Below are 16,586 nucleotides of genomic sequence, written 5' to 3'. Positions count from 1 at the left end.
GGGTCAGTCTTGCGTGTAGGACAGGAAGACCGTCTCGCCCTCGCCCTGCAGCCGGATGTCGAATACGAAGCCGCGGTCGTCGGCCGCGGCGGCCAGGCTCGGCCACTGCGCGGGGGCAGAGCCCGGCAGATAGGCCCGGGTGAAGAGCCGGTCGAGCAGCCCGCGGGCGAAGACCGTGATGGCGAAGTACGGCGTCGCGCCGCCCGGTCGCAGCGTCGAGAACTGGTAGTGCCCGGTGCGGTCGGTCGCGGCCCGGCCCCAGCCGGTGAACGTGTAGCCGTCACGATGCAGCGACCCCGCCGCCTGCGGGACCGAGCCGTCGGGCGCGGCCTGCCACACCTCGATCAGCGCGTCGGGCACCGGGTCGCCGGCGCCGTCGTACACGCGACCGTGCAGCCGGATCGCGTCCGGCCGGGTCGGCGGCACGAGCTCGTTGCCCCCGTCGTACGGCAGCGCATAGCCGAAGAAGGGACCGACCGTCTGGCCGGGCGTGGGGCTCTGCCGACCCTGGGCGCTCATGCAACGTCCTCCTCATGGGGGGTGCGGTGCGAGCCGCTCAGCACGATGTCCCAGCGGTAGCCGGTCGCCCACTCGTGGGTCGTGACGTCGTGGTCGTACGTCGCGACCAGGCGCTCACGCGCCGCCGGGTCGACGATCGACTGGTAGATCGGGTCGAGCGCGAAGAGCGGGTCGCCCGGGAAGTACATCTGGGTGATCAGCCGCTGGGTGAACTCCGTGCCGAACAGCGAGAAGTGGATGTGCGCCGGCCGCCAGGCGTTGTGGTGGTTCTTCCAGGGGTAAGGGCCGGGCTTGATGGTCGTGAAGGAGTAGGTGCCGTCGGCATCGGTGAGGCACCGGCCCATGCCGGTGAAGTGCGGGTCGATCGCGGCCGGGTGCTGGTCGCGCTGGTGGATGTAGCGCCCCCCGGCGTTGGCCTGCCAGATCTCGACCAACTGGTGCCGGACCGGGCGGCCGTCGCCGTCGGTGACCCGGCCGGTGACGACCATCCGCTCGCCGATCGGCTCGCCGCGGTGCTGGATGGTCAGGTCGGACTCGAGAGGGTCGACGTCGCGCTGCCCGAAGACCGGCGCCCACAGCTCGATGCCCTCCGGATCGGCCTGCTGCGGCGCCTTGGTCGGGTGCCGCAGGACGCTGGAGCGGTACGGCGGGTAGTCGAGCCGGGTGTTGGTCTCCGCCCGGAAATCCGGTAGAGCTCCGGCGGCCTCGTACTCCTTCGAGATCGCGTCGATCTCGGCGCTGAGGTCGGCCTGGCTGGCGAGTTGGCTCACCCGGCGAACGTAGGGACACCCGGCGTCGGTGACGACAGGAGCCTTCCGCTCAGTGGAAGACTGTCGCTCATGGCCGGCAACACCTCCACCCCGGGAGCGACCGTCACCTCCCGGGCGCTGGCACTCCTCGGCGCCTTCGACGAGCACCACCGACGGCTCACCCTCACCGAGCTCGCGGACCGCGCGGGACTGCCGATGCCCACCGCACACCGGCTGGTCGGCGAGCTGGTGGCGTGGGGCGCGTTGGTGCGCACGTCGACGGGTGAGTACGCCGTCGGGCGGCGGCTCTGGGACATCGGGCTGCTCGCGCCGGTGCAGACCGGGCTGCGCGAGGTGGCCTCGCCGTACCTCCACGACCTGTACGGCGCCACGCTCGCGACCGTCCACCTCGCCGTCCGCGACGGGACGTCGGCGCTCTACGTCGACCGGCTCGCCGGCCACGCCTCGGTCCCGGTCGTGAGCAGCATCGGCTCGCGGCTGCCGCTGCACGCGACCGGCGTCGGCAAGGTGCTGCTCGCACACGCGCCCCTCGACGTGCAGCACGCCGTGCTCGCCGACCTGACCCGGATCACGCCGTACACGATCACCCAGCCGGGCCTGCTGCGCCGCCAGCTCGCGCGGGTGGTCCGCGACGACTACGCCACCACCACCGAGGAGATGAGTCTCGGCGGCTGCTCGATCGCAGTGCCGGTCCGTCGCGGACCCGACGTGGTCGCCGCCCTCGGAATGGTGCTGCCGTCGCTGAAGGACCGAGCCAAGCTCGTCGGCGCCCTCCAGGTCGCCGCCCGCGGCATCGGCCGCTCGCTCGGCTAGACCTTCCACCCAGCGGAACGCCCGCCTGATCCGATCGACCCGTGACCGACCACACTGCGACCATGCGTACCCAGGTCGCCATCGTCGGCGCAGGCCCTTCCGGGGTGCTGCTGTCCCACCTGCTGGCCGCCGACGGCGTCGAGTCCGTGGTCGTCGAGACCCGCGCCGAGGGGTACGTCGCGGGCCGGATCCGCGCCGGCATCCTCGAGCAGTCCACGGTCGACCTGCTCCGCGAGGTCGGACTGGGCGAGCGGCTCGACCGCGAGGCCGACCCGCACCGCGGCATCTACCTGCAGTGGCCGGAGGAGCGGCACCACCTCGACTTCTTCGACCTCACCGGCCGCCAGGTCTTCGTCTACGGACAGACCGAGGTGCAGAAGGACCTCGTCGCCGCCTGCCACGCCCGCGGCCAGGAGGTCCACTACGAGATCGGCGACACCGCGCTCCACGACACTGCATCCACCGGCTCCGGGACCGACCGGCCGTCGGTCACCTTCACCGACAAGGACGGCGTCCAGCAGCGGCTCGAGGCCGACGTCGTGGTCGGCTGCGACGGGTCGTTCGGGCCGTCCCGCGAAGCCGTCCCGCAGGAGATCCGTCGTACCTGGGAGAAGACGTACCCCTATTCCTGGTTGGGGATTCTCGCCGACGTCGCGCCCTCGACCGACGAGCTGATCTACGCCTGGCACCCGGACGGGTTCGCGATGCACTCGATGCGGTCGGCGACCGTGTCGCGGCTCTACCTCCAGGTCCCCAACGACACCAGGATCGACGACTGGTCCGACGACCGGATCTGGGACGCCCTCGCCACCCGGCTCGGCCACGGGCAGGACGGCTGGCAGCTCACCCCCGGTCCGGTGACCGACAAGAGCGTGCTGCCGATGCGCTCCTTCGTGCAGCAGCCGATGCGCCATGGCCGACTCTTCCTGGCCGGCGACGCCGCGCACATCGTGCCCCCGACCGGCGCGAAGGGGCTCAACCTCGCGGTCGCCGACGTCGCCCTCCTGGCGCCGGCACTCGTGGCGATGCTCAAGGGCGACCCTGCCCTCGCCGACGGCTACTCAGACGCCGCCCTGCGCCGGGTCTGGCGGTGCACCCACTTCTCCTGGTGGATGACGACGATGCTGCACGCCAGCGGCGACCCGTTCGACGAGCAGCTGCAGCTCTCGCAGCTGCGCTGGGTCACGTCGAGCGAGGCCGGCGCCACCGGGCTGGCCGAGAACTACGCCGGCCTTCCCATCGGCTTCTGACGGAAGACCTCCTGACTCACAGGCTTCGTACAGGAATCCCTGGGGGTAACAGCAGGATCGTCGGTTGAACTTGGGACCATGACCGACCACGACCCGTCGCGCGACGACACCACTCCGATCGGGCGCATCCCTCAGCCCGAGACCGCGCCCCCGGCGTACGACCCCTACGGCAACCCCTACCAGGACCCGTACGCCGCGCCGTTCCAGCAGGCCGCCGCCCACCCCGCCCCCGTCGCCGCTCACCGCGGCGGCTGGAGCTGGCGCTCCTCACTCGCCGGCGCCGTCGCCGGCGGCGTCATCGCGGCTTCGGTCGCCGTCCCCGTCAGCTGGGCGCTCGCCAGCGGCGGTGGGCAGAGCGCGGTCGCCGACGGTCCGGCCGCCGCCGCTCCTCAGCGGCCCGACACGGGCGACAGCGGCGGGACCTGGGGCAACGGCGCCCCGGACGACCAGCTCGGTGGCAGCACCAGCAGCCAGGAGGGCAACCAGGCGGACGCCACCGCAGACCAGTCCCAGGGTGTCGTGCTGATCAACACGGAGACCACCGCCGGTGAGGCGGCAGGCAGCGGCCTCGTCCTCGACTCCTCCGGCCTGGTGCTCACCAACTACCACGTCGTCGAGGGCTCGACCTCGGTCAAGGTCACGATCGCCACGAGCGGCGACACGTACGACGCCGAGGTGGTCGGTCACGACCAGGCCGCCGACGTCGCGCTGCTCCAGCTCGGCGGCGCGAGCGGCCTGGCGACGGTCGACCTCGACGACGACGGCGACCCGGCCGTCTCCGACGATGTCACCGCGGTCGGCAACGCCCAGGGCCAGGGCTTCCTCTCGGCCTCCACCGGCACGGTCGTCGACCTCGACCAGTCGATCGACACCCAGTCGGAGGGCACCGTCGAGGGCGAGCACCTCACCGGGCTGATCGAGACCAACGCCAACGTCGTCGGCGGCTACTCCGGTGGCGCGCTCCTCGACGACGAGGGCGAGGTCGTCGGCATCACCACGGCCGCCTCCAGCGGCGGCCAGACCCAGAGCTACGCCGTCCCGATCGAGGACGCGCTCGACATCGCCCAGCAGATCGAGGACGGCAGGAGCGGCGACGGCGTGCAGGTCGGCCCCTCGGCGTACCTCGGCATCGCGAGCACCCAGTCCGACTCCGCCTCCGGCGTCGTGGTGGGTCAGGTCCAGAGCGGTGGCGCCGCCGCCCAGGCCGGCATCGAGGCCGGCGCGACCATCACCGGCATCGACGGCACCACGATCACGTCGTACGACGTGCTGAGGTCGGCGCTCGCGAGCTACGCACCCGGCGACTCGGTCACGCTTCGCTGGGCCGACGCTTCGGGCTCGACCCACAGCGCGCAGGTCACCCTCGGGGAGTCCCCGGTCAACTGACGGACGACCAACTGGTCTAGACAGGGTGTCGCCGGTCACAACCTTCCGGTTCTCCTCTCGTTGCTCGTGGGTACGAGACGCGGGCCCACCTCCACGGGCTGGCAACAACGACGGGAGAACCCATGTTCAGGCACCTGATGAAGGCGCTGCTCGCGCTGTGCGTCGTGGCCGCGATGTCGTTCGTCGGCACCACGTCCGCGACCGCCGCGAGCGACAGCTCCGCCCGGTCCGGGAGCAGCACGGCCAAGGCCGGCGAGCCGTGCGCCAAACAGAAGCAGAAGGTCGTCAAGGCCAAGAAGAAGGCCAAGAAGGCCGACAAGCGCGTGAAGAAGGTGGCGAAGGCCAAGAAGCGCGCCGACTCCAGCAAGCAGCGGCACGCGGCGGACAAGAAGCTCAAGAAGGCCAAGAAGGCGAAGAAGAAGGCGCACCGTCAGGTCGCCAAGGCCAAGCGGGCGCTGAAGAAGTGCCGCAACGCGGGCGGCCCCGGCCCTGGGCCCGGCCCGGTCAACCCGGGCCCGCTGCAGCCCGCCTGCGACGCCGGCCTGCCGCAGCCCATCTGTGACGCCTTGAGCCAGCTGCCCCTGCCGGGCGGCACTGGCGGAGCATCGCCGATCCAGGCCCTGTGCGACGCCGGCCTCCCGCAGGCCATCTGCGACGCGGCCAGCGCACCGGTCCCGCCGGGCGGAGCCTCGCCCATCCAGCCGCTCTGCGACGCCGGCCTCCCGCAGGCCATCTGCGACGCGGCGAGCGGTGGCAGCGCCCCCAGCCCGACGCTCATCTGCGGCCTGCTGCCGATCCCCGGACTCTGCCCCGGCTCGCTCCTGCCGCAAGGAGGGCTCGCCCGCACCGCGTAGGCCCCAGCCTGCGCGCGTGGATCTGATCCTCGCGGCGGTCGTGGTCGTCGTACTGGGTACGTCGACCGCGGCCGCCGTCCGCGCGAAACGGGCCGGTGAGCCCCTGGGCGCCGGCATCCGCGGCGTCGGCGCCTACGGTCCTGAGGGCAGCGTGCTGTCGCTGGTCGGCCGCCTGGTGGTCATCGGGCTGATCCTGGTCGTCACGGCACCGGGTCGCCCTTCACGCGGTACTTCCAGTAGGAGTAGGCCAGCAGTCCCAGGGCGATGAAGCCGGAGAGCACCAGCGTCACCCCGGTCGCCGGGCCGCCGATGAGCCACCACGACTCGCGGACCGGCCACCAGCTCGGAGCATCCGGATCGACGATCCAGAGCACGCCGAACGCCAGGATCGCCAGCCCCCCGAGTGTCGACATCGCGACCCGCAGCCAGGTCTCGACGCCTTCGGACGCGGCTCGCTTGGCCATCCGCTCGACGGGCTCGAGCCGGCGCTCGGCCCACTCGTACTGCTGGGAGAGCACGACCAGGCCGGCGAAGAGCATCAGCAGTCCGGGGCCCGGCAGGACGAGCGCGGCGATCCCCGCCACGATCAGGGACCATCCGACGACCTCCAGCAGGATGCGCTTCGCGTGGCGGCCGCCGGGGAAACCCATGCCCGAAGCCTGCCAGAGTGCGTCAAGCAGCCAGGCTCAGGTCGTCTCGGGCGACGTCCGGGTCGATCCCGTCAGGCAGCCGCACCAGGCGGGCGTGCACGTGTGGCGGTACGGCGAGCCGGGTCAGGATCAGGGCCGCACCACTGGACGCGACGAGCGCGTAGATCAGGTTGGCGTCGATGTCGGCGAGCAGGCCGTACGCCCCCGCCAGGGCGGCGTCCACGAGCAGCATCGCCCAGGCGGACGCGGCGATCGCCGACACGTCGTGCGAGCGCCAGGCAGTGACCGCCGCCGGGCCGACCATCAGCGTGATCGAGCAGCCGAGCGCGACGATGATCGGCCGCGAGCCGAGCACCGGCACCAGGGCGGTCAACACCGCGATCGTCAGCGCCCAGACGGCCGGCAGCCACATCCGATCGCGGCTGCCGCCACGCCGCCAGGCGAGGACCATCGCGCCCGCCGTACCCGGCAGCGCCAGGAACGCCGGGAGGACGACCCAGACCTCGTGCTCGACGACGCCGAAGATCGTCCAGGCGATGCCGCTCACCGTCGAGTTGGCCAGCGCGGCGACGCTGACGCCGGCGGCACTGCCGGTGTGCGTGAGCTTGCGCATCTGGGGGACGGTGTAGGCGAACGCGAGGAGCGTGCCGGCCAGGCCGACGACGGTCGCGAGCGAGAGGTGCACGGGCCGGGTCTTTCTACTGAGACTTCTGCTGGACACAGACGACGGCCGCCGTGTGCCCGCACATTGCTGGGCGCACGACGACCGTCGTCGAAACTGACTAGGGATGGCTGGCCGGCGGCGTACACGCCTGCCGGCCCGGCAATCCTACCGACCTTTCGGACCCATTCCGACCCAAAGTGTTGTCACTCAGGGTGATGTCACCCACAGATCTTCCCGCATGCGTCCTCAGCGACGGGAAGATGTCCCGTCTTCAGCGGCCCCGGTGGCGCGGCGGCCGCTTCTCGGCGAACGCCGTGGCGCCTTCCCGGTCCCCGCACGACGACTCAGATGTCGGTGACCCGGATCCCCGCGTGAGCCTTGTAGCGACGGTTGACGCTGATCAGGTTGGCGGTGAGAGCCTCGACCTGGTGGGCGTTGCGGAGGCGGCCGCCGTACACACCACGGACGCCGGGGATGGTGCCGGCGAGGTCCTGGACCAGGTCGGTGGCCTCGCGCACGTCGCCGAGGACGAGGACGTCGGTGTCGACGGAGGTGACCTCGGGGTCCTCGAGCTTCACGGCGCTGACGTTGTGGAAGGCACCGACCACGGTCGACTCGGCGAGGATCCCCTGCGCCTGCTGGGCGGCCGAGCCCTCCTCGACCGGCAGTGCGTAGGCGCCCTGCTTGTCGAAGCCGAGCGGGTTCACGCAGTCGACGACGACCTTGCCCGCGAGGGCGGGAGCCAGCTCGGTCAGCAGCTCGCCGTGCCCGTCCCACGGCACCGCCACGACGACGATGTCACCCGCGGCCGCGGCACCCGCGTTGTCGGCGCCGGTCACGTCGCCACCGACAGCTTCGGCCAGCGTCGCCGCGGCCTCCGACGCGCGCTCGGCGCTGCGGCTCCCGATCACGACGGGCAGTCCGGCGGCGGCGAACCGCCGGGCCAGACCGCGACCCTGAGGACCGGTGCCACCCAGGACCGAGACCGTCTTGCCAGCGAGAGATTCGGGGAGGTTGCTCATGGCGACACTCTGTCAGCCTGGCGTCCGGATGACGCGGTAAGGCAGGGTGGTGGACCTCACATCGTGGACACCACGCCGGGAGGCTCGATGACCGCCATCGCCACGTCTCCCGTTCCCCCTGCGCCACCGGCGCCGACCTTCCTCGAGGGCCGAGCTCGCATCGTGGCGTTCGCGACGATCGGTCTCGGCATGCTGCTGGCGGCCCTCGACGGCACGATCGTCTCGACGGCGCTGCCGACGATCGTGGGCGACCTCGGCGGCGGCGAGCACGTTTCGTGGGTGGTGACGTCGTACCTGCTCGCACAGACAGCCGTGACCGTGGTGGTCGGCAAGCTCGGCGACCAGTTCGGCCGCAAGCTGGTCTTCCAGCTCAGCGTCACCATCTTCATCATCGGCTCGGCGCTGTGCGGACTGTCCGAGAGCATGGCCTGGCTGATCGGATCGCGCGCCCTGCAGGGCATCGGCGCCGGTGGCCTCACCGTCACGGCCACGGCGCTGATCGCCGACATCATCCCGCTGCGCGACCGCGGCAAGTTCCAGGGCGCCCTCGGCGCCGTCTTCGGCGTCGCGACCGTGATCGGCCCGCTGCTCGGCGGCCTCCTGACCGACAACGCCAGCTGGCGCTGGTGCTTCTACGTCAACGTGCCGCTCGCTCTGATCGTCATCGTCGCGGCCCGCTTCACGATCCCCAAGGTCCCCGGCGGCGCCAAGCCACGCATCGACTACGCCGGCATGGCCGCAGTCGCGCTCGGCGCCTCGATGCTGGTCCTGGCAGCCAGCCTCGGGGGTACGACGTACCCCTGGGGCTCCTGGCAGATCATCGGCCTGCTCGTCGGCGGCGTCGCCGTACTCGGCGTGTTCGTCCTGATCGAGAGCCGCGCGGCCGAGCCGATCCTGCCGCTGCGGCTCTTCAAGTCGAAGGTCTTCTCGGACTGCTGCGCGCTCGCCTTCGTGGTCGGGTTCACGATGCTCGGCGCCATGACGTTCCTCCCGACGTTCTTCCAGTACGTCGAGGGCGTGACCGCGACCCAGTCCGGGTTCCGGATGCTGCCCCTGGTCCTCGGACTTCTGGTCACCGCGATCACCAGCGGCAACATCGTCAGCAAGACCGGCCGCTACAAGGTCTTCCCCGTCGTCGGGGGCCTGGTGATGGCGCTCGGCCTCTTCCTGCTCTCGACGATGGACCCGTCGACCTCGGTCGGCCTCTCGTCGCTCTACCTCTTCGTGCTCGGCATGGGCATCGGGCTGAGCATGCAGGTGCTGACGATCATCGTGCAGGCGTCGGTCCCCTACACCGACCTGGGCGTCGCGACGTCCGGGGTGACCTTCTTCCGCACGATGGGCAGCGCCTTCGGTGCCGCGATCTTCGGCACGTTGTATGCCAACTTCCTGAGCGACCGACTGCCCGCCGCCATCGCCGAGAGCCCGGGGGTCACCCCTCAGGACCTCGCCATCCCGAGCGCCCTGCACCAGCTCGAAGACAGCGTGATCGCCCCGATCGTCAACGCCTACTCCGACTCGCTCACCCAGGTCTTCCTCTGGGCCGTCCCGGTGGCGCTGGTCGCCTTCGTGCTCGCGCTCTTCCTGCCGCAGGTCAAGCTCGCCGACAGCCTGGCGCCGGAGGCCAACGACCTCGGGCCGGGCTTCGGCGCCCCGGAGTCGCTGCCCAACCAGGAGATCCTGTCGCGCCGGATCGCGAACCTGCTCTACGGCCGGCGCCGCGACCGAGTCCTCGACCTGCTGGAGTCCGACGAGTCCGACCTCGACGCGGCGGGGATCTGGGCGATCGTGCAGGTCTACGGGCTCACCGCGTCCGGCCACCGGGCCGACGTCGCCCAGATCGCGTGGTCGCGACACCTGCCTGCTGCGGTCCTCGAGCCGCTCTTCCGCCGGGTGGTCGCGGACGGGTACGTCGAGGGCAACTTCGACGACCTCACCCTGACCGCTCTCGGCAAGGGCACCGTGGACCGGCTGAGCGACGACCTCAGCGCGTGGATCCTCGAGAACCTCGAGGGCATGGAGGGCGAGACCCCGGAGGGCGTCGCCGAGGCCATCGCCTACGTCGTGCAGCGGATCGTGGTCGAGCGGGTCGAGTCTCCCGTCAGGCCGCCTGCCGCGGCGCTCGCGAGCGACGCAACCCCGTGATCCGGGGCACCAGCACCCGCGCCGAGCGAGCCCGCGCGGCGCCCCACCACAGGCCCGCGCCGTACGCCAGGTCGTCGAGGCGTCGCGCGACGAACGCCTCCGGGGCCCGGGCCAGCGGAACCTCTCGGTGGTCGAGCAGGTCCCAGACCATCGCAGCGGCGACCGCCTGGCGCGCCCGGCGCGAGACCACCGCGGCTGCCGCCGCCCCGGGCCACCAGTGCCGCAGCAGCAGGTGCGAGCCCTGCCGCAGCGTCGAGACCGCCACCTCGGCGGTGAGCTCGGTGGCCAGCCGGCCGCGGTCGGGAGTGTCCGGAAGGGTGCGGCCGAGGCGGTGTCTGACCAGGCCCACGCAGCCGAGGGCGACCGGCACCGACCAGCGCCGCTGGGCCAGCAGGGCGACAGCGCCGACGGCCGGCACCGGAGACAGCACCGCGGGCGCCATCCAGTCGCCGTGCCGCTGCGCCAGCCAGGCGCCACCGGTGCCGTAGAACGCCTTGCGACCCAGCCAGGTCGACCAGGTGACGCGGCTGTCGTGGCTTGCGACGTACGCCGGGTCGTAGCGGACATGCCGGCCCGCCTGGATCAGTCGCCACACCAGGTCGACGTCCTCGCCCACGCGACGGCCCTCGTCGAACGCACCCGCCTCTAGGTCGGCCATCCGGACGAGCAGGCAGGCGCTGGGCAGCCAGCCGACCTTGGACCACGGGCGCACCAGCGCGGGGACCTCGCCGAGGTCGAGCGACAGCCCGTCGACGTCCCAGCGCTCGAACCGGCGCGGGTCGGCGCTCCGCGCGACTCCCTGCACTCGAGGCCCGACCGCCGCGACCCGCGGGTCGGCGAAGTGGCCGGCGAGACCGCGCAGCGCCGCCGCCTCCACAACCACGTCGGAGTCGACGAACGCGACGTACGGCGTGCGCACCTCGGCGATCCCCGCGTTGCGGGCGCCTGCGGGGCCCACGTTGTCGGGCAGCTCGATCAGCCGCGCGCCGTGCCGCCACGCGACCGCCGCGACCGCCGCCGGGTCACGCGACGCGTCGTCGACCACGATGACCGGGAGACCGACGAGTGCACCCAGCAGCCGGTCGAGGCGGTCGGCGCGGTCCCGGATCGGCACCACGACGGTGACCTCACCCGTGTCGGCCGTCGGTCCCAGGACCGGCTCCGCCAGGTTGGCGGCGAGCAGCCGCTCGGCGACGGTGGCCGACGCGGGTCCGGCGACCTCGAGGATCTGGCCGCGTGCCAGCGCGGGCGCGGGCTCCTTGAGCCGCAGCACCCGCAGCGGGGAGCCGCCCACCAGGGTCCGCCCGCCGTCGTGGACCCGGACGTCGGCGCCGATCCGGACCCGGAAGCCGTACGGGAGGCCCTCCGAAGTCGGCTGGCTCACGGCCGGAAGCCGCCGTCGGCGTGCACGACGCTGCCGTTGAGCACCGCGCCGTCGACCGAGCAGCAGAAGGCGATCGTGGCCGCGATCTCCTCCGGGTCGAGCACCCGGCGCAGCAGTTGGTTGTTGCTGAAGATGACCGGGTCCGAGATGCCGTAGAGGTCGGCGGTGGCGTCGAGCATCGGGGTGTTCGTGGAGCCGGGCGAGACGGCGACGGCCGTGACCCCGGTGGCGACCAGGTCGGCCGCGAGGCCCTTCACCAGACCGACGACGGCGTGCTTGACGGTGGTGTAGCCGGCGAGGTTGAAGAGCCCGTAGGTGCCGGCCGCCGAGGCGACGGCGACGAACCGGCAGCCGCGCGGGTCCGGGCCGGCCAGCATGGCGGGTACGGCGACCGCGGCGGTGTTCCAGACCCCGCGGACGTCCACGTCCCAGAGCGTCTGGAGCTCCTCGTCAGAGGTCTCCCACAGCGGGTGCCCGCCGGCGATGACCGCAGCGGCGGCCACGACCGCATCCAGCCGGCCCCAGCGAGCGAGGGCGAAGTCGACCGCACCCTTGAGCACGTAGCGATCCCGCACGTCACCCACGACATGCGCCACGGTGTCGGACTCGGCGGCCTCCTCGAGGTCCACGCCGACCACGGCGTACCCCTGCTCGCTCAGCCTCGACACCGTCGCGGATCCGATGCCCCCGGCCGCGCCGGTGACCAGCGCGACCCTCATTCAAGCCGTCCGAGGATGTCGGCGACCATCGCCTTCAGGACTCGCTCGCCCTCGGCCGCGGACGCGCCGGCCGGGTCGCCGAGCACGCCGTTGGGCGACACGGCGGCGATGCCGCCGGCCATCATCGCCGGGAGGATCTCCCTCAACGGTTGGGTGTTCCCGGCCTCGGCCAGGTCGAGGCGGACCGAGTCCGGGCGCAGGTGCAGCATCAACGAAGTCTCGGTGAAGCCGGCGTGCAGGTCCACCTCTTCGGTCATGCAGGGCACCCACTCGAGCTCGGGGGAGGCCTTCAGGGCGGCGAGGTTGCCGCCGTGGGCGTTGACGAAGACGACCCGGTCCGCCCAGGTGCGCAGCGACCGGACCAGCTCGACGGCCAGGTGAGTGAGGGCGTCCGTGCCGATCGAGGACGTGCCTGGGAAGGACTGGTGCTCACCGCTCGACCCGTAGGAGACCGCCGGCGCGACCCACGTGCCCGGCAGCTCCTGTGCGACCACCTCGGCCACCGCGATCGCGATCGTCGTGTCGGTGTCGAGCGGCAGGTGCGGACCGTGCTGCTCGATCGACCCGACCGGCACCAGCACCAGGCCGGCGCCGGCTGCCTCGGGTGAGGTGGCGTCCGCCAGGCGGGTCATCGGATGCTCCCGGGCGTCGGTGAGCCAGCAACCGAAATCGGCTCGCGATCGGCCGAGAAAGGTTGCCTGCTCACCGCTGCCCCGCGGCACCACCGGCTCATGACCGGTGGAAGCCCTCGGGGATCAGCAGGTGCTCGGGCGTCAGTTCGTCGATCGACGCGACCCCGAGACCGAGCAGCGCCGAGTCGATGCCGCCGCGCAGGACGTCGAAGACGTTCTCCACACCCGCCTGGCCGTTGGCCGCGAGACCCCAGAGGTACGCGCGGCCGATGAGCACCGCACGGGCTCCGAGCGCAAGCGCCTTCACGACGTCCGAGCCACGTCGTACGCCGCCGTCCATCAGCACCTCGATCTCGCCGCCCACCGCGTTGGCGATCGGGTTGAGCAGGCGGATCGCGGCGGGGGTCCCGTCGAGGTTGTTGCCGCCGTGGTTGGAGACCGAGATGGCCGAGACGCCTGCATCGACCGCCCGGCGCGCGTCGTCGACGCGGCCGACGCCCTTGAGGACGAACGGCGTGCCGCTGAGCTCGGTCCACCGGTCGCGCATCCACGCGACGTCCTCCCACGACGGCGGCGGGGTGGTCATCCACTCGTAGTAGGCACCGAAGAACGTCGGCGCCTCGCCTCCCGGGGGCGCGAGGTTGGGCGCGGTCAGGTCGGGGATCTGCCCGGTCTTGCCGAACTCGTAGAGCCAGCGCGGCTTGGTGACGACCTTCGGCGCCATCCGCACCATCGTCTTGAGGTCGACCTTCTCCGGGATCTCGGGGCTGCCCCAGTCGCGGCCCATCGAGAACGACCAGTCCAGGGTGGCGATCAGGCCCACGGCGCCGGCCTTGTGGGCGCGCTCCATGCGCTGCACCATCACGTCGCGGTCGCCGGTCCAGTACATCTGGAAGAACGTGTTGGGGCAGGCCTCGACGACCTCCTCGACCGACTTGGACGCGAAGTTCGACAGGCCCATGATCGTCCCGCGCGCGTTGGCGGCCCGGGCGACGGCGACCTCGCCGTCGGGATGCACGGCCTGTACGCCGGTCGGGCTGATCAGCACCGGCAGCGACACCTCGTGACCGAGGACGGTGCGCGTCATCGACCGGTCGGCGTGGTGCCCGGCGACGTGCGGCAGCATGCCGAGCTCGCCGAACGCCGCCTGGTTGTCGTGGATCGTCTGCCCACGCTCCGAACCGGCGACCAGGGCGCCGTACACCGGCTGCGGCAGCCGCTTCTGCGCGCGCCGCTGGGCGACGGCGACGGACTCGAACCAGGGGTTCTGCTTCCAGGGGTTCTCGATCTTCATGCTGCCGTCCTACGTGGTGGTTTCGAGGCTCGCTTCGCTCGCACCTCAACCACCGGACGGCACGAACCCGGCGAGCGGGCTCTCGGCGCAGTCGCTGACCGGGGGGCGGGTCATCAGCTTGAGCATCACCGGCTGGTTGCGGGTCGGGTTGGCCTTGGAGTGGTCCTGGCTGGCGGCCGGGATCATCCGGTCGGCCGAGGCGAGGGCGGTCTCGCCGTACCCCTGCACGCACTCGGGGTCCGGACCGTCGAGCGGCAGGCCGGTGAAGAACTTCGCGGCCATGCAGCCACCGCGGCACGAGTCGTAGAAGTCGCACTTCGCACAGGCTCCACCGGTCTGCGGCGAGCGCAGGTCCTGGAAGAGCTCCGAGGTCTGCCAGACCTCCTTGAACCCGCCGTCGCGCAGCAGGTTGCCGGCCAGGAAGTTGTCGTGGATCGCGAAGGGGCACGCGTAGACGTCGCCGATCGGGTCGATCAGGCAGACCACACGGCCCGCGCCGCAGAGGTTGAGGCCGGGCAGGCTCTCACCGAACGCCGCGAGGTGGAAGAAGGAGTCGCCCGTCAGCACGTTGTCGCCGGACGCCATCAGCCAGTCGTAGAGCACCTTCTGCTGCTCGGGCAGCGGGTGCAGCTCGTCCCAGACGTCGGCGCCGCGACCCGACGGACGCAGCCGGGTGAGCCGCAGCGTGGCGCCGTACTCGTCGGCGAGGGCCTTGAACTCGTCGAGCTGCCCGATGTTCTGCCGGGTGCAGACGACGCTGATCTTGGCGTCGGTGAAGCCCGCGTCGCGCAGGTTCTTCAGCGCCGTGATCGCGGTGTCGTAGGAGCCGGGGCCGCGCACGTAGTCGTTGACCTCGGCGGTCGCACCGTCCAGGGAGATCTGTACGTCGACGTACCCACCGCACGCCGGGGACGCCAGGAACGCCGCCCGCTCGGGGTCGAGCCGGACGCCGTTGGTGGAGAACTTCACGCCGACCTGGTGGTTGACGGCGTACTCCAGCAGGTGCCAGAAGTCCGGCCGGATCGTCGGCTCACCGCCGCCGATGTTGACGTAGAAGACCTGCATCCGCTGCAGCTCGTCGATGACCGCCTCGGCCTGCGCGGTCGTCAACTCGCGTGGGTCGCGCCGCCCGGACGACGAGAGGCAGTGCGCGCACTCGAGGTTGCAGGCGTAGGTGAGCTCCCAGGTCAGGCAGATCGGGGCATCGAGTCCGAGCTCGAAGTGCTCGACGAGCTTCATGCTCTCTCCTCCACAGAATCGGGCAGTGCGTCGGTGCGCGGACGGATCATGTCGGCGTCGGCGAGACCCTCGAGCGCGCCGGCGTACGCCGCGTGCTGCGACGCCGGCACGCCGACGGCGACCAGGGTCGAGCGGATGTCGGGATGGTCGGCCAGCTGCTCGACCACGCGCACCAGCTCGGGGCGCTTGAGGAAGGTCAGCTTGCGGTTGCCGAAGTGGTAGGCGAGCGCACCGAAGGGCTCCGGGCGCAACGCCACCGACGGCGTCAGCCGCCACGGCTCATCGAGGATCACGGTCTGGTCAGCAGACTCAGTAGACGCCGCACATGCCGTCGATCGACACCTCTTCGATCAGGTCCTCGCTGGTCAACGTGGCGGTGATGTCCTGCTCAACGGTCTCGTTCTGCTCGGGGTTCATGGGAGCCTCCTCGGTGGGATGTGGTGCCCGACACAGTAATGGCACTCGACGCCAAAAAGATAGGGTTTCTTCATGAGCAGTCGCGGCCGTCCGGTGGCGACCAGCCACGCGCAGATCGAGGCGGCCGCCTTCCGGCTCTTCGCCGAGCGCGGCTTCGAGTCGGTGACGATGGCCGACATCGCCGCCGAGGTCGGCGTCGGCCGACGCACGCTCTTCCGCTACTTCGAGTCCAAGAACGACATCCCCTGGGGTCAGTTCGCCAGCACCCTCGACGGCTTCCGGGCGATCCTCGCCGAGACCCCCGACGACGTCCCGCTCGCCGAAGCAGTCCAGCGCGCGGTCCTCGCGTTCAACGAGTACCCCGCCGACGCCTACCCGCCGCACCGCGACCGGATGCGCCTCATCCTCGAGACCCCCGCCCTGCAGGCCCACTCCGTGCTGCGGTACGCCGAGTGGCGCGCCGTCATCGCCGAGTACGTCGCCTCGCGATGCGGTCTGCTGCCCACCGACACCCTGCCCCGAACCGTCGGCAGCGTCTCCCTGGCGCTCGCCATCTCGGCGTACGAGGGCTGGCTGGCGGTCCCAGACAGCGACCTCGCGACGTTGCTCGATGAGACGATGGCAAGCCTGCGCGGCTATCTCAGCTGATCAACGGAACAGCATCACTCCGCCCACTATGACAGGCCCGATCCACAGCGCCTACGCGACCGGCGAGCCACGGCACAGCACTTGAGTAAGAGCCGGAACGCTGAAGAGCCAGCAGGCGTTGCTCGGGGCTCGAGAGTCCAAAGCAAAATTGTCCCACGACGCCGAGCCCGCCGTTCCGCC

The 16,586-nt window shown here is 71.5% G+C and carries 18 protein-coding genes; 6 read left to right on the top strand and 12 right to left on the bottom strand.

Annotation, left to right across the window (positions count from 1 at the left end):
- Nucleotides 1–3 precede the first annotated feature (3 nt).
- Nucleotides 4–519 carry a protocatechuate 3,4-dioxygenase subunit alpha gene (gene pcaG, locus ABEA33_RS01335; protein WP_345524719.1) on the bottom strand — a complete coding sequence of 172 codons (516 nt, stop codon included), beginning with the start codon at nucleotides 517–519 and terminating at the stop codon, nucleotides 4–6.
- Entirely contained in the window at nucleotides 516–1,289 is a 774-nt protein-coding gene (gene pcaH / locus ABEA33_RS01330) for a protocatechuate 3,4-dioxygenase subunit beta (protein ID WP_345524717.1), read from the bottom strand. The genes pcaG and pcaH overlap by 4 nt, the downstream gene beginning before the upstream one ends.
- Nucleotides 1,290–1,358: 69 nt before the next feature.
- Between pcaH and ABEA33_RS01325 the strand changes: the two genes are divergently transcribed.
- The 4 genes from ABEA33_RS01325 to ABEA33_RS01310 all read left to right on the top strand — a co-directional run bounded on the left by ABEA33_RS01325 (nucleotide 1,359) and on the right by ABEA33_RS01310 (nucleotide 5,592).
- On the top strand, nucleotides 1,359–2,102 hold the full coding sequence (locus ABEA33_RS01325) for an IclR family transcriptional regulator (RefSeq protein WP_345524716.1): 744 nt from the start codon (nucleotides 1,359–1,361) through the stop codon (nucleotides 2,100–2,102).
- Between the two features lie 62 nt (nucleotides 2,103–2,164).
- A complete protein-coding gene (locus ABEA33_RS01320) occupies nucleotides 2,165–3,352 on the top strand; it encodes a 4-hydroxybenzoate 3-monooxygenase (RefSeq protein WP_345524714.1) in 1,188 nt (395 codons plus the stop codon).
- 78 nt (nucleotides 3,353–3,430) lie between these two features.
- A complete protein-coding gene (locus ABEA33_RS01315) occupies nucleotides 3,431–4,738 on the top strand; it encodes a S1C family serine protease (RefSeq protein ID WP_345524713.1) in 1,308 nt (435 codons plus the stop codon).
- A 122-nt stretch (nucleotides 4,739–4,860) separates the two neighbouring features.
- A complete protein-coding gene (locus ABEA33_RS01310) occupies nucleotides 4,861–5,592 on the top strand; it encodes a hypothetical protein (protein ID WP_345524712.1) in 732 nt (243 codons plus the stop codon).
- Nucleotides 5,593–5,792: 200 nt separating this feature from the next.
- Here ABEA33_RS01310 and ABEA33_RS01305 read toward each other — a convergent pair whose 3' ends face one another.
- The 3 genes from ABEA33_RS01305 to npdG form a co-directional block, all read right to left on the bottom strand.
- Nucleotides 5,793–6,242: a PGPGW domain-containing protein gene (locus ABEA33_RS01305; protein ID WP_345524711.1), complete on the bottom strand. Its 450-nt coding sequence runs from the start codon at nucleotides 6,240–6,242 to the stop codon at nucleotides 5,793–5,795.
- A 22-nt stretch (nucleotides 6,243–6,264) separates the two neighbouring features.
- Nucleotides 6,265–6,927 (bottom strand): PQ-loop domain-containing transporter, encoded by a 663-nt coding sequence (locus ABEA33_RS01300; RefSeq protein WP_345524710.1) that lies wholly within the window; start codon nucleotides 6,925–6,927, stop codon nucleotides 6,265–6,267.
- Nucleotides 6,928–7,250: 323 nt separating this feature from the next.
- The gene (gene npdG, locus ABEA33_RS01295) at nucleotides 7,251–7,928 is read right to left on the bottom strand and encodes an NADPH-dependent F420 reductase (RefSeq protein WP_345524709.1); all 678 of its coding nucleotides are present in this window, start codon (nucleotides 7,926–7,928) and stop codon (nucleotides 7,251–7,253) included.
- An 87-nt stretch (nucleotides 7,929–8,015) separates the two neighbouring features.
- Here npdG and ABEA33_RS01290 point away from each other — a divergent pair, with 87 nt between their 5' ends.
- Entirely contained in the window at nucleotides 8,016–10,073 is a 2,058-nt protein-coding gene (locus ABEA33_RS01290; RefSeq protein WP_345524708.1) for an MDR family MFS transporter, read from the top strand.
- Here the strand turns inward: ABEA33_RS01290 and mftF are convergent.
- The 7 genes from mftF to mftA form a co-directional block, all read right to left on the bottom strand.
- Nucleotides 10,030–11,457: a mycofactocin biosynthesis glycosyltransferase MftF gene (gene mftF, locus ABEA33_RS01285; RefSeq protein WP_345524707.1), complete on the bottom strand. Its 1,428-nt coding sequence runs from the start codon at nucleotides 11,455–11,457 to the stop codon at nucleotides 10,030–10,032. The genes ABEA33_RS01290 and mftF overlap by 44 nt on opposite strands.
- Entirely contained in the window at nucleotides 11,454–12,176 is a 723-nt protein-coding gene (locus tag ABEA33_RS01280) for a mycofactocin-coupled SDR family oxidoreductase (RefSeq protein WP_345524706.1), read from the bottom strand. Before ABEA33_RS01280 ends, mftF begins: the two co-directional genes overlap by 4 nt.
- Nucleotides 12,173–12,808, bottom strand: coding sequence for a mycofactocin biosynthesis peptidyl-dipeptidase MftE (mftE, locus tag ABEA33_RS01275; RefSeq protein WP_345524705.1), 636 nt, complete (start codon nucleotides 12,806–12,808; stop codon nucleotides 12,173–12,175). Before mftE ends, ABEA33_RS01280 begins: the two co-directional genes overlap by 4 nt.
- 97 nt (nucleotides 12,809–12,905) lie before the next feature.
- On the bottom strand, nucleotides 12,906–14,102 hold the full coding sequence (gene mftD / locus ABEA33_RS01270) for a pre-mycofactocin synthase MftD (RefSeq protein WP_345524704.1): 1,197 nt from the start codon (nucleotides 14,100–14,102) through the stop codon (nucleotides 12,906–12,908).
- A gap of 45 nt (nucleotides 14,103–14,147) precedes the next feature.
- Complete coding sequence (gene mftC, locus ABEA33_RS01265; RefSeq protein ID WP_345524703.1) at nucleotides 14,148–15,341, bottom strand: mycofactocin radical SAM maturase; 1,194 nt, start codon at nucleotides 15,339–15,341, stop codon at nucleotides 14,148–14,150.
- Complete coding sequence (gene mftB / locus ABEA33_RS01260; RefSeq protein ID WP_345524702.1) at nucleotides 15,338–15,634, bottom strand: mycofactocin biosynthesis chaperone MftB; 297 nt, start codon at nucleotides 15,632–15,634, stop codon at nucleotides 15,338–15,340. Before mftB ends, mftC begins: the two co-directional genes overlap by 4 nt.
- 16 nt (nucleotides 15,635–15,650) lie before the next feature.
- Nucleotides 15,651–15,758 (bottom strand): mycofactocin precursor MftA, encoded by a 108-nt coding sequence (gene mftA / locus ABEA33_RS01255; protein WP_345524701.1) that lies wholly within the window; start codon nucleotides 15,756–15,758, stop codon nucleotides 15,651–15,653.
- Between the two features lie 72 nt (nucleotides 15,759–15,830).
- On the opposite strand from mftA, the gene mftR reads away from it, so the two are divergent.
- The gene (gene mftR, locus ABEA33_RS01250; RefSeq protein ID WP_345524700.1) at nucleotides 15,831–16,406 is read left to right on the top strand and encodes a mycofactocin system transcriptional regulator; all 576 of its coding nucleotides are present in this window, start codon (nucleotides 15,831–15,833) and stop codon (nucleotides 16,404–16,406) included.
- Nucleotides 16,407–16,586 lie beyond the last annotated feature (180 nt).

The sequence above is a fragment of the Nocardioides endophyticus genome, assembly GCF_039543845.1.
GTDB lineage: Bacteria > Actinomycetota > Actinomycetes > Propionibacteriales > Nocardioidaceae > Nocardioides > Nocardioides endophyticus.
This window is presented reverse-complemented; position numbering and strand designations above follow the sequence as displayed.